Origin of the sequence: Streptomyces sp. NPDC020362, from assembly GCF_040642095.1 — a bacterium.
GTDB lineage: Bacteria > Actinomycetota > Actinomycetes > Streptomycetales > Streptomycetaceae > Streptomyces.
The window spans coordinates 1-11184 of sequence record NZ_JBFAET010000250.1 but is presented as its reverse complement, the minus strand read 5'-3'; the positions used below and the strand labels follow the sequence as shown (position 1 = coordinate 11184).

The 11184-nt window shown below is 70.8% G+C and carries 12 protein-coding genes; 5 read left to right on the top strand and 7 right to left on the bottom strand.

Annotated elements, in window-relative coordinates:
• Positions 1–200: 200 nt before the first annotated feature.
• From AB0H32_RS42980 to AB0H32_RS42960, 5 genes are all read right to left on the bottom strand, one after another.
• Positions 201–404 carry a hypothetical protein gene (locus AB0H32_RS42980; RefSeq protein WP_361133404.1) on the bottom strand — a complete coding sequence of 68 codons (204 nt, stop codon included), beginning with the start codon at positions 402–404 and terminating at the stop codon, positions 201–203.
• A gap of 1 nt (position 405) precedes the next feature.
• Entirely contained in the window at positions 406–975 is a 570-nt protein-coding gene (locus tag AB0H32_RS42975; protein WP_361133401.1) for a hypothetical protein, read from the bottom strand.
• 113 nt (positions 976–1088) lie between these two features.
• Positions 1089–2294 (bottom strand): cytochrome P450, encoded by a 1206-nt coding sequence (locus tag AB0H32_RS42970; RefSeq protein WP_361133398.1) that lies wholly within the window; start codon positions 2292–2294, stop codon positions 1089–1091.
• 34 nt (positions 2295–2328) lie between these two features.
• Positions 2329–3696 (bottom strand): FAD-dependent oxidoreductase, encoded by a 1368-nt coding sequence (locus AB0H32_RS42965; protein WP_361133395.1) that lies wholly within the window; start codon positions 3694–3696, stop codon positions 2329–2331.
• Positions 3686–3895 carry a ferredoxin gene (locus AB0H32_RS42960; RefSeq protein ID WP_361133392.1) on the bottom strand — a complete coding sequence of 70 codons (210 nt, stop codon included), beginning with the start codon at positions 3893–3895 and terminating at the stop codon, positions 3686–3688. The genes AB0H32_RS42965 and AB0H32_RS42960 overlap by 11 nt, the downstream gene beginning before the upstream one ends.
• A gap of 219 nt (positions 3896–4114) precedes the next feature.
• Here AB0H32_RS42960 and AB0H32_RS42955 point away from each other — a divergent pair, with 219 nt between their 5' ends.
• Together AB0H32_RS42955 and AB0H32_RS42950 are read left to right on the top strand one after the other, a co-directional pair.
• On the top strand, positions 4115–4519 hold the full coding sequence (locus AB0H32_RS42955; protein ID WP_361133389.1) for a hypothetical protein: 405 nt from the start codon (positions 4115–4117) through the stop codon (positions 4517–4519).
• A gap of 203 nt (positions 4520–4722) precedes the next feature.
• Complete coding sequence (locus AB0H32_RS42950) at positions 4723–6660, top strand: acyl-CoA dehydrogenase family protein (protein WP_361133386.1); 1938 nt, start codon at positions 4723–4725, stop codon at positions 6658–6660.
• A gap of 31 nt (positions 6661–6691) precedes the next feature.
• Here AB0H32_RS42950 and AB0H32_RS42945 read toward each other — a convergent pair whose 3' ends face one another.
• Both AB0H32_RS42945 and AB0H32_RS42940 read right to left on the bottom strand, forming a co-directional pair.
• A complete protein-coding gene (locus AB0H32_RS42945; protein ID WP_361133383.1) occupies positions 6692–7168 on the bottom strand; it encodes a hypothetical protein in 477 nt (158 codons plus the stop codon).
• Positions 7169–7377: 209 nt separating this feature from the next.
• Positions 7378–7836, bottom strand: coding sequence for a lamin tail domain-containing protein (locus AB0H32_RS42940; protein WP_361133380.1), 459 nt, complete (start codon positions 7834–7836; stop codon positions 7378–7380).
• A gap of 200 nt (positions 7837–8036) precedes the next feature.
• Between AB0H32_RS42940 and dxr the strand changes: the two genes are divergently transcribed.
• From dxr to AB0H32_RS42925, 3 genes are all read left to right on the top strand, one after another.
• Positions 8037–9317, top strand: coding sequence for a 1-deoxy-D-xylulose-5-phosphate reductoisomerase (dxr, locus tag AB0H32_RS42935; protein ID WP_361133377.1), 1281 nt, complete (start codon positions 8037–8039; stop codon positions 9315–9317).
• Positions 9314–10618 carry a site-2 protease family protein gene (locus AB0H32_RS42930; RefSeq protein WP_361133374.1) on the top strand — a complete coding sequence of 435 codons (1305 nt, stop codon included), beginning with the start codon at positions 9314–9316 and terminating at the stop codon, positions 10616–10618. The genes dxr and AB0H32_RS42930 overlap by 4 nt, the downstream gene beginning before the upstream one ends.
• 169 nt (positions 10619–10787) lie before the next feature.
• A partial coding sequence (locus AB0H32_RS42925) for a flavodoxin-dependent (E)-4-hydroxy-3-methylbut-2-enyl-diphosphate synthase (RefSeq protein ID WP_361133371.1) occupies positions 10788–11184 on the top strand: 397 nt, incomplete at its 3' end.

The following is an 11184-nucleotide window of genomic DNA, read 5'->3' as shown; positions in this document are numbered from 1 at the left end:
GCTCTTCCTTGGGGGGGCGCCGCCCCTGACACCCCCCTCACCCCGGGGGCGCCGGCCGGGGCCACCCGCCCGGGCCGTCCGCTTGCCGCCTGCGGGAGACCCGGGGAGGCACGGGGGCACGGGGAAGCCTGCGGGACGCCTGGGCGAGGCCTGCGGGACGCCCGTGGGCGGACGTGGCCCGAATGCGGCCAGGGTGCCGCTCAGGCCGGGCAGGCGTCGGGGCCGCCCTTGGCGAAGGCCGCCTTCGTGCAGTACGTGACGGTCGGGTAGCAGGTGCCCATCACCGCGGCCGGGGCCTGGCCGGGCGCGACGTTCTGGACGGCGTTGCGGAAGTCCCCGGCCGGGAGCGTGTTCCGAAGGAGCAGCAGGCCGGTGACGTCGGTGGGTCCCCCCAGTCGATCCATGTCACGCCATGGGCCACGGTCGCGTTGGCGGGGCGGTCCCGCCGGGTGGAGACCACGTAGGTGCAGCGCCCGTCCCTGTCCAGGGCCGTCCGGAAGTCCGCGGCACGGAGCTGACGGGATGGGGGGACGCGGCGCTGTGCGTGGTGGCGGCGAGGGTGTTGCCGCCCGAACCGGCCGCGGCCGAGGGCTTCGGCGTCACCCGGTAGCGGTGGTGCGCCGGATGCGTGCCCGCGTCCGGGACGGCGAACGGGTTCCTGCTCCCCAAACTGGGCGCGATCCGGAAGCCGGCGAGCGCATCGACGGGCGCCCCCTGGCCGTCGTACGACGTCAGCGAGGTGAAGCGGGCGGAAGGGTAGGTCCCCTCCACCACGATGCGGTCGCCCTTGCCCGGTTGGCAGGACGTCAGCCGGTAGGTCGCATGGGCCTCCGGGAAGGCGAGGTTCAGTCTGCCGGGCCTGACGACGGTCGGCCAGGCGCAGGAGACCGCGGGTGCGGCCCCGGCCCCTCCGGCACCGGCCGGGGCCCCGCCGCGGCTGTCGGCGTCACCAGCACGGCCGCGACCCCCAGCCACGCCGGGGCGGAGAGGGCCGGATGTCGCCAGGGAGCACGCAGCATGATGCCCCTCCGTCCAGGACTCGGTGCGAGCGGCGCGGCAAAGACGCCGGTTCGGCACGCGACGCCGGTTCAGAACGCGACAGGGAGGTGACGGGGACCGCGGAGCATGGCGTTGGTCCGGTAGGGCGGCGGGTCCTGCACCAGGGACGCGGCGCCGAGGCGGGGGAGCAGCGCACCGAGTGCGGTCTGGGCCTCGATGCGGGCGAGCGGCGCCCCGAAGCAGATGTGGACACCGCTGCAGAAGCCGAGATGCTCGTTGTCCGGGCGCGTGGGGTCGAACCGGTCCGGTTCGTGGAACCGCTTGGGATCACGGCTGCCCGACGCCAGCGCAACGATCACGGACGCGCCCTTGGGCAGGGTGGTGCCCGCGAAGTCCACATCGGCGAGAGGGATGCGCTCCCGCATGTGCACCGGGGGCTCGTAGCGCAGGAGTTCCTCCACCGCGCGCGGCAGCAGGTCGGGATCGTCGCGCAGCCGCTCCAGCTGGTCGGGCCGGCGCAGCAGGGTGAGGACGCCGTTGGTGATCAGGTTGACGGTGGTCTCGTGTCCGGCGATGAGCAGGAGTATGGCCGTCTCCGCGAGTTCCTCGGGGGTCAGCCGCTGGGCGGGGTCGGGTTCGTTGATGAAGGCGGAGAGCAGGTCGTCCGTCGGACTGCCGTGGCGCTGCTCGGCGAGGCCCAGCAGGTACCCGCCCATCTCCTGCTGGGCCTGGACGGCCGCCTTCTGCCGCTGCCCGCTGTCCTCGCCGGATCCGATGTCGGCGGCCGCGACGAGGACGTCGGTCCACTCCCGGAACATCGGCTCGTCCTCGCGCGGGACGCCGAGCAGCCGGCAGATGACCGTGACGGGCAGGGGGTAGGCGAAGTCGTCGACGATGTCGACCTGTTCGCGGTCCCGGATCGACTCGATCAGTTCCCCGGTGATCCGGGCGATCTCGTCGCGCATCGCGTCGATCCGGCCGGGGCTGTGCGGCGGGCCGAACGGCCGCATGGCGAGCGTGCGCAGCCGGTGGTGCTCCGGGTCGTCGAGCCGCAGGAACGGCAGTCTCCGCGGCTCCTGCGGCGGCTCGGACGACGGGGCGACGAGGTTGCGCGGGTCCACGCTGATCCGCGGGTTGTGCAGCAGGGCGACGATCTCGTGGTAGGTGCCTACCAGATAACTGCCGTCCTGCTGCGGCACCACGGGACCGGCCTCCCGGAGTTCCGCGTACAGCGGCCAGGGGTCGGGGCGGTTGGCGTAGTCGGTGATCCGCTCCAGCAGGGTGTCGGCGGTCATGGCTGGGCTCCTCGTGGACGGGCGGGGCGACGGGTCACCCGGCGGGCCGCATCATGACCAGTCGGCGGTCCGGCAGGTGACCGGTGAGCGCGACGGTGGGGCCGTGGGAGAGCACGCTCGGATCCGGCACATCGGAAGGGATCGGGACCTCGGCCGCCGGCGGACGGTCGGAGGCACCGGCCACGGGCGGGAACGGCGCGGCGGTCTCGATCAGATCCTGGTAGTACTCCAGCGACTTGGCCATGTCGACGGTGACCGCGGCGGTCACGCGGCCGCGGTAGCCGTAGACCACCGCCAGCCGGCGGGCCTCCAGCGAGCCCTGGGCGACGACCACCTGGTCGGAGAAGGTGGGGACGCCCACGGACTTGATGTTGAGTCCGAACTGGCTCGACCAGAACGTCGGGACGGCGAGGTGCGGGCGCCGCAGCAGTTCCGGACTGACCATGTTGTGGGCGGCCACCTCGGCCTGCTCCACCGCGTTGCGCCAGTGCTCCAGCGACAGCAGCTGGTAGTCGAAGAGCGGGTGCGGGAAGCGCGAGACGTCGCCGGCCACGAAGACGCTGTCGGTGACCAGCCCGTACATGGTGAAGGCCCGGCATCCGGCGTCGCAGGCGATCCCGCGGGGACCGGCGGCCAGCCCGGACTCCGCCAGCCATTCGACGTTGCGGACCGCGCCCATGGCGACGATGCACACGTCCGCGTCGACCCGGCTGCCGTCGGACAGGTCCGCGCCGGTGAAGCGACCGTCACCGCGCAGAGCGGTGACCTTGACCCCGCAGCGCAGGTCCACGCCGTGGTTGCGCTGCATGGCGGCGGCGAGCTTCGCCAGCGTCCCGCCGAGGGCGCCCACCAGCGGCGCGGGGCCGAGTTCGGTGACCGTGACCTCCAGACCGCGCTCCCGGCAGGCCGAGGCGATCTCCGAGCCGGTGAAGCCCGCACCGATCACCAGCACCCGGCGCGGCCCGGCAGCCAGCCGCTCGGCCAGGAGCCCCGCGTCGTCGCAGGTGCGCAGAGTGAACACCCCGTCCAGGGCGGCCTCCTGCGCATGCGGCCATGGCCGCGCCCGCGTTCCGGTGGTGATCAGCACCCGGTCGTAGGGCAGCGACTCCCCGTCGGCGAGCAGCACCCGCTTGCTCGCCATGTCCAGTCCGGTCGCGCGCACCCCGAGCCGCCACTCCGCCTGAGGGTCACGGCGCATCGGCAGCGCGGTGGCGTCCGCAGGGATCTTGCCGAACAGCACCTGCTTGGACAGCGGCGGACGGTCGTACGGCGGATGGGCCTCGTCCCCGACGATGGTCAAGGAACCGGTGAAGCCCTCCTCACGGAGCTTCTCGGCAGCCCGCAGCCCGGCCAGCGAGGCGCCCACGATGACGATCCGGCCCTCGCGGAGGTCACCGGGCACCAGGGCTCACCGCCTCGCCCAGCAGGATGGCCTGGACCGGACATGCGGCCGCGGCCTGGAGCACGCGTTCACGCTGTTCATCGGGAACAGCCGGGTGGTACAGCAACGCCTCCTCGCCGTGCAGCTCGAACATCTCCGGCGCATGGAACACGCACTGCGCATAGCCCTGGCAACGGGCGAGGTCCACCAGGATCTGCATCTCTGGTCACTCCCTCCGGCACACCGGCTTCTGCTTCCTTTCTAGTCCCGGGAAGGACCGGGCGCGCGTCGGGCCGTGGACACGCGAGCCCGCGTCTCGGCGACTGGTCCACCGACCACCCACTGAGACGGCAGCCGACGGCACGACGGCTCAGGTACTCGGGTGGAACTGAGTACCTGCGCTCTGGCCGGTGACGGGGTGGGGCGGCACCGTGGGGACATGCGCGAAGGACTACTGAAACCCGCTCTCCACCTGTTGTCGATCCCTGTCCTCGCCGGGGCGTCGCTGGCGATATGGGCTGCCTGGCTGGGCTGGGACCAGCAGCGCGACGTGCACCCGGACGGCACGGAGACCGGCCCGTACGCGGCGTGGCAGGTGATCGGGCTGGTGCTGACTCTGCTGGCCCCCGTGTGCTGGGCGGCGTTCCGCGGCTACATCGCGGGCGCGGTGCTCGGCACCACGGCCGGTCTGACGGCCGCCGCCTTCTACGACTGGTCGGACGACTCCAGCGGCCTGTTCGTCATCGGCGTGGGGATGGTCATGACGGGGACCCTCGTCACGACGGCCGTCGTTTCCGCCGTGATCGCCTCCGTGAAACGGGACGTGTCACAGATCGCGGCATGACGGCCGGCTGCGGTCCCCGCGCAGAACAGAGAGCCACGGGCTCGACGGGGGTGCGGCACGCCGCGCGACGGGAAGACGTCCCGCTTCGGCCGATCGGACGCGCGAGGGGTGGTGGGGTCGCCCCGATTCGGGTACCAACGATCCAGTAGCACCGGTCGGTAGCGAACGGTCCCCGTCATCCTCTTCGCGGTGAGGTGAGCCTCATGTCCGCCCCCACCACCCAACGCAAAACTGTCTCCGAGCGCGAGGCCCGTCAGGTGGCGGAGGCCGCCCGGGAACGGGACTGGCGCAAGCCCAGTTTCGCCAAGGAACTCTTCCTCGGGCGCTTCCGGCTCGACCTCATCCACCCGCATCCGCTCCCGGACCCCGAGAGCGTGCGGCGCGGCGAGGAGTTCCTCGACCGGCTGCGCGCCTTCTGCGAGACCACGGTCGACCCCGCCCGCATCGAGCGCGAGGCACGCATCCCCGACGAGGTCGTCGCGGGCCTGAAGGAGCTCGGCGCCCTCGGCATGAAGATCGACCCCAAGTACGGCGGTCTCGGACTCACCCAGCTGTACTACAACAAGGCCCTCGCCCTGGCCGGCACAGTGAGCCCCGCGGTGGGCGCCCTGCTCTCCGCCCATCAGTCGATCGGCGTACCGCAGCCGCTGAAGATTTTCGGCACCCAGGAGCAGAAGGACGCCTTCCTGCCCCGCTGCGCCCGCACCGACATCTCCGCCTTCCTGCTGACCGAGCCGGACGTCGGCTCGGACCCGGCCCGCCTCGCGACGACCGCCGTCCCGGAGGGCGACGACTACGTCCTCGACGGAGTGAAACTGTGGACCACCAACGGGGTGGTCGCCGACCTGCTCGTCGTCATGGCCCGCGTGCCGAAGTCCGAGGGGCACAAGGGCGGCATCACCGCGTTCGTGGTGGAGGCGACCTCCGAGGGCATCACGGTCGAGAACCGCAACGCCTTCATGGGCCTGCGCGGCATCGAGAACGGCGTCACCCGCTTCCACCAGGTCCGGGTCCCCGCCGCCAACCGGATCGGCCCGGAGGGCGCGGGCCTGAAGATCGCGCTCACCACCCTCAACACCGGCCGGCTCTCACTGCCCGCGATGTGCGCCGGTGCCGGCAAGTGGTGCCTGAAGATCGCCCGCGAGTGGGCGGCCGAGCGGGAGCAGTGGGGCAAGCCCGTCGCGCTGCACGAGGCCGTCGGCTCCAAGATCAGCTTCATCGCGGCCACCACTTTCGCCCTGGAGGCCCTGCTCGACCTGTCCTCGCAGATGGCCGACGAGGACCGCAACGACATCCGCATCGAGGCCGCCCTCGCCAAGCTCTACGGCTCCGAGATGTCCTGGCTCATGGCCGACGAACTGGTCCAGATCCGCGGCGGCCGCGGCTACGAGACCGCGGAGTCGCTGAAGGCGCGCGGCGAACGGCCGGTCCCCGCCGAGCAGATGCTGCGCGACCTGCGCATCAACCGCATCTTCGAGGGCTCCACGGAGATCATGCACCTCCTCATCGCCCGCGAGGCCGTCGACGCCCACCTCTCGGTCGCCGGCGACCTCATCGACCCCGACAAGTCCCTGTCCGACAAGGCGAAGGCGGGCGCGAACGCGGGCGTCTTCTACGCCAAGTGGCTGCCGAAGCTGGTCGCCGGACCCGGTCAACTGCCCTCCTCGTACCACGAGTTCAAGCACGAGACCGACCTGTCGGGGCATCTGCGCTATGTGGAGCGGCATGCCCGCAAGCTGGCCCGCTCCACCTTCTACGCCATGTCCCGCTGGCAGGGCCGGATGGAGACCAAACAGGGCTTCCTCGGCCGGATCGTGGACATCGGCGCCGAGCTGTTCGCGATGAGCGCGGCCTGTGTGCGGGCCGAGCGGATGCGCGGCGAGGGCGAGCACGGCCGTGAGGCCTACCTGCTCGCCGACGCCTTCTGCCGCCAGTCCCGCATCCGTGTCGAGGAACTCTTCACCCGCCTGTGGTCCAACACCGACGACATGGACCGCACGGTGGTCAAGGGAGTTCTCGGCGGGGCCTACACCTGGCTGGAGGAGGGGATCATCGACCCCTCGGGCGAGGGTCCGTGGATCGCCGACGCGACCCCCGGACCGTCCGCACACGAGAACGCGCGCCGCCCGTTCGGCGGCTAGACCGCTCCTCCAGGACCGGGGCAGCCGGGGCTCACGCGCCCCAGGTGCCCTGGTCCGAGGCGCAGTTCCAGCCGGTGCCCTTCAGGGTGAACTTCACCTTGTAGGAGTGGGTGTTGAGCAGGTGCGTGGGCACCTTCACACCGAGGCTGGCCTTCTTCTTGAGCGTCGTGGTGTACACGGACACCGTCTTCGACGTGTTCTTGGTGACCTTGCCGCCCGTGGCCTTGGCCCGGCCGAAGCGGATGTTCTTCACGTCGGTGACGGTGAACGTGACCTTCCCGAAGCTCTGGGTGGTGCTCTTGTTCTTGATCCCGAAGTAGAGCCCCCCGTTGGTCACCCAGCCGTGCGAGTCGACGTAGAAGCGGCTGGGGTAGACGAGATTGAGCGGGCAGCCGCTGCGCTGCGGTGCCCGGGTGGCGGCCGATGCGGCCGTGCCGAGACCGAGTTGGGCGGCGGTGACGACACCTGCCGTGGCCAGAACGGCTGCGGTCGTGCGGATGCGGTTCATTGTGAGTTACTCCTCCCCGTGGGCCCTCCTTGACGGGCCCGACCGGAAGGATCTCATCCCGGGCGGCCGAAAGCGCGCGATTTGCCGGAGTGTTGGGCCGCCGCTCCGTGTCTTGCGGCCGGACCCGGGCGGGCCGTCGCTGCGCGCGCTGCGGCCGGACCCGGGTGGTTCGGCGCGTCGCCGCTCGGCAGTACTCGACGCGTAGCCGCTCAGCAGTACTTGTCGCTCGGATCCCGCGTCGTCCAGGAACACGAGTCGACCTTCGAGCCGCTCGCCCTGGTCAGCGTGGCCGTGTCCTTGTCGTTGTTCCAGACGTAGGCACGGCGGTCCTGGTACTTGTCCGACGCGGTGTCCGAGCCGCTGCCGGTGTGGATCTTCAGGTACTTCCCGGCGCCGATCTTGACGTTCGGGAAGACGTAGCGGTGGTTCGAGGCGTCCTTCAGGACCCAGCCCTTGAGCGAGACCGCCGAGCCGCCGGAGTTCTTGATCTGCACCCACTCGGCGTTCAGGCTCTTGTTGGAGCGGTCGTCCTTGCCCGGGCTGTCGAACCAGACGTGGTGGATGTGCACGCCGCCGGCCGCCTGGGCCGGGGAGCTGAGCAGGGTGCCGGTGAGCAGGGCCGCGCCCGCGAGGGCGGGCAGGGCGGCACGGATGCGCACAGTACGCATGAAGAGATCCCCCCAAGGATGTCGTCCGCGAATGCGTCCCGGGCCGGTCGTCCACCGGCCCAGGGGTGAAGTGGTATCACAGGATCTTCACCATGACTTCACAACGGGAAAACCACTCCATCCGGCGACGAAAGCTGTTAACGCACCCGCCCGAGGGACGCCCTGTCCTGGCGGCCGGCACTTGCGGCAACAATGGAGGGATGACCGACAGTCCCGCCAGTCCGGCACCCCTCGCCGATCCACACCTCGTCTACGACCCCCTCACGGGCGACGGCCCCAAGGACGTGGTGATCCTCGGCTCCACCGGGTCCATCGGAACCCAGGCCATCGACCTCGTACTGCGCAACCCCGACCGCTTCCGGGTCACCGCCCTCTCCGCGAACGGCGGACGCGTGGCCCTCCTCGCCGAGCAGGCCCGCCGCCTGCGGGTGCGGACCGTGGCGGTCGCGCGGGAGGACGCCGTACCCGCCCTGCGCGAGGCGCTGGCCGCCGAGTACGGCGCCGGGGAGCCGCTGCCCGAGATCCTCGCCGGACCGGACGCGGCCACACAGGTCGCCGCCGCTGATTCCTCGGAGTGCCACACCGTTCTCAACGGCATCACCGGGTCCATCGGCCTCGCGCCCACCCTGGCCGCCCTGGAGGCGGGCCACACCCTCGCCCTCGCCAACAAGGAGTCGCTGATCGTCGGCGGCCCCCTGGTCACGGCGCTCGCCAAGCCCGGGCAGATCATCCCGGTCGACTCCGAGCACGCCGCACTCTTCCAGGCGCTGGCCTCCGGCACCCGCGCCGACGTGCGCAAACTGGTCGTCACCGCCTCCGGCGGCCCCTTCCGCGGCCGGACCCGGGCGCAGCTGGCGGACGTCACCGTCGAGGACGCCCTCGCCCACCCCACCTGGGCGATGGGCCCGGTGATCACGATCAACTCGGCGACCCTCGTCAACAAGGGCCTGGAAGTCATCGAGGCACATCTCCTCTACGACATTCCCTTCGACCGCATTGAGGTCGTCGTGCATCCCCAGTCGTATGTTCACTCGATGGTCGAGTTCACCGACGGATCCACGATCGCCCAGGCGACGCCCCCCGACATGCGCGGGCCCATCGCCATCGGTCTGGGCTGGCCCGAGCGAGTCCCGGACGCGGCGCCGGCCTTCGACTGGAGCAAGGCCTCCACCTGGGAGTTCTTCCCCCTGGACAACGAGGCCTTCCCCTCGGTGAACCTCGCCCGGCACGTGGGGCAGCTCGCGGGCACCGCCCCGGCGGTGTTCAATGCGGCCAACGAGGAGTGCGTCGAGGCGTTCCGTATCGGCGCACTGCCCTTCAACGGGATCATGGAGACCGTCACCCGGGTCGTCGAGGAGCACGGCACCCCGGCCACGGGAACCTCACTCACCGTGTCGGACGTCCTCGAAGCGGAGACCTGGGCCCGGGCCCGGGCACGTGAACTGACAGACCGGACGGCAATCGTGGAGGCGCGTGCATGACGACCTTGATGTTCATCCTCGGCATAGTGGTCTTCGCGGTCGGCCTGCTCGTCTCGATCGCCTGGCACGAGCTGGGGCACCTGTCCACGGCCAAGCTCTTCGGCATCCGCGTCCCGCAGTACATGGTCGGCTTCGGCCCGACCGTCTGGTCGCGCCGGAAGGGCGAGACCGAGTACGGCATCAAGGCGGTCCCGCTCGGCGGCTACATCCGCATGATCGGCATGTTCCCGCCCGACGACGCCGGCCGGGTCTCCGCCCGCTCCACCTCGCCGTGGCGCGGCATGATCGAGGACGCCCGCTCGGCGGCCTTCGAGGAACTCAAGCCCGGTGACGAGACGCGCATGTTCTACACGCGCAAGCCGTGGAAGCGGGTCATCGTCATGTTCGCGGGCCCGTTCATGAACCTGATCCTCGCGATCGCCCTGTTCCTCACCGTGCTGATGGGCTTCGGCATCCAGCAGCAGACCACCACCGTCGCCTCGGTCTCGCCCTGCGTCATCGCGCAGAGCCAGAACCGCGACAGCTGCAAGAAGTCCGACCCGGCCTCCCCGGCCGCGGCCGCCGGCATGAAGGCGGGCGACAAGATCGTCTCCTTCGACGGCAGGCCGACCAAGGACTGGAACACGCTGTCCGACCTCATCCGCGACAGCGCCGGCAAGGACGTGGCCGTCGTCGTCGACCGCAAGGGCCAGGAACTGACCCTGCACGCGAAGATCGCCACCAACCAGGTCGCGAAGAAGGACTCCAGCGGCACCTACGTCCAGGGGCAGTACGTCAAGGCCGGCTTCCTCGGCTTCAGCGCCGCCACCGGCGTCGTCCAGCAGAACTTCGGCGACTCCGTGACCTGGATGACCGACCGGGTCGGCGACGCCGTCGACTCCCTGGTGGCCCTGCCCGGCAAGATCCCGGCCCTGTGGGACGCGGCCTTCGGCAACGGCCCGCGCGAGCCGGACTCCCCGATGGGCATCGTCGGCGCGGCCCGGATCACCGGCGACATCGCCACGCTGGACATCCCGGCCTCGCAGCAGGTGGCCATGTTCGTCTTCGTGCTGGCCGGCTTCAACCTCTCCCTCTTCCTGTTCAACATGCTCCCGCTGCTCCCGCTCGACGGCGGGCACATCGCGGGCGCCCTGTGGGAGTCGCTGAGGCGGAACGTGGCCCGGGTGCTGCGCCGGCCGGACCCCGGTCCGTTCGACGTGGCCAAGCTGATGCCGGTGGCCTACGTGGTGGCCGGGATCTTCGTCTGCTTCACCGTCCTGGTGCTCATCGCGGACGTGGTTAACCCGGTGAAAATCTCCTAGCCATCAAAGGTTCGAGGCGGCCCGGGACCCTGTGGCCCGGGCCGCCTTCCATCGAGTGGGTTTGCCGGGTGGGATGTGCTGGTGCCGGGGCCGGTGCCGTAATCTCGAAGTCCGGAGCCCGCCGTTCACGGGGCCGGACCTTGATCCACGACTTGGGGTTGCACAGCAGATGACTGCGATTTCTCTCGGCATGCCGTCCGTTCCGACCAAGCTCGCCGAGCGCCGCAAGAGCCGGCAGATCCAGGTCGGGTCCGTGGCGGTCGGAGGAGACGCACCCGTCTCGGTCCAGTCGATGACCACGACGCGCACGTCGGACATCGGCGCCACCCTGCAGCAGATCGCCGAGCTGACCGCCTCCGGCTGCCAGATCGTCCGCGTCGCCTGCCCCACCCAGGACGACGCCGACGCGCTCGCGACCATCGCCCGCAAGTCGCAGATCCCGGTCATCGCGGACATCCACTTCCAGCCCAAGTACGTCTTCGCCGCCATCGAGGCCGGCTGCGCCGCCGTCCGCGTCAACCCGGGCAACATCAAGCAGTTCGACGACCAGGTCAAGGAGATCGCGC

Coding starts and splice junctions, on each gene's coding strand:
- AB0H32_RS42980 (WP_361133404.1), bottom strand. CDS start 404: ATGGATCGACTGGGGGGACCCACCGACGTCACCGGCCTGCTGCTCCTT.
- AB0H32_RS42970 (WP_361133398.1), bottom strand. CDS start 2,294: ATGACCGCCGACACCCTGCTGGAGCGGATCACCGACTACGCCAACCGC.
- AB0H32_RS42960 (WP_361133392.1), bottom strand. CDS start 3,895: ATGCAGATCCTGGTGGACCTCGCCCGTTGCCAGGGCTATGCGCAGTGC.
- AB0H32_RS42955 (WP_361133389.1), top strand. CDS start 4,115: ATGCGCGAAGGACTACTGAAACCCGCTCTCCACCTGTTGTCGATCCCT.
- AB0H32_RS42950 (WP_361133386.1), top strand. CDS start 4,723: ATGTCCGCCCCCACCACCCAACGCAAAACTGTCTCCGAGCGCGAGGCC.
- AB0H32_RS42945 (WP_361133383.1), bottom strand. CDS start 7,168: ATGAACCGCATCCGCACGACCGCAGCCGTTCTGGCCACGGCAGGTGTC.
- AB0H32_RS42940 (WP_361133380.1), bottom strand. CDS start 7,836: ATGCGTACTGTGCGCATCCGTGCCGCCCTGCCCGCCCTCGCGGGCGCG.
- dxr (WP_361133377.1), top strand. CDS start 8,037: ATGACCGACAGTCCCGCCAGTCCGGCACCCCTCGCCGATCCACACCTC.
- AB0H32_RS42930 (WP_361133374.1), top strand. CDS start 9,314: ATGACGACCTTGATGTTCATCCTCGGCATAGTGGTCTTCGCGGTCGGC.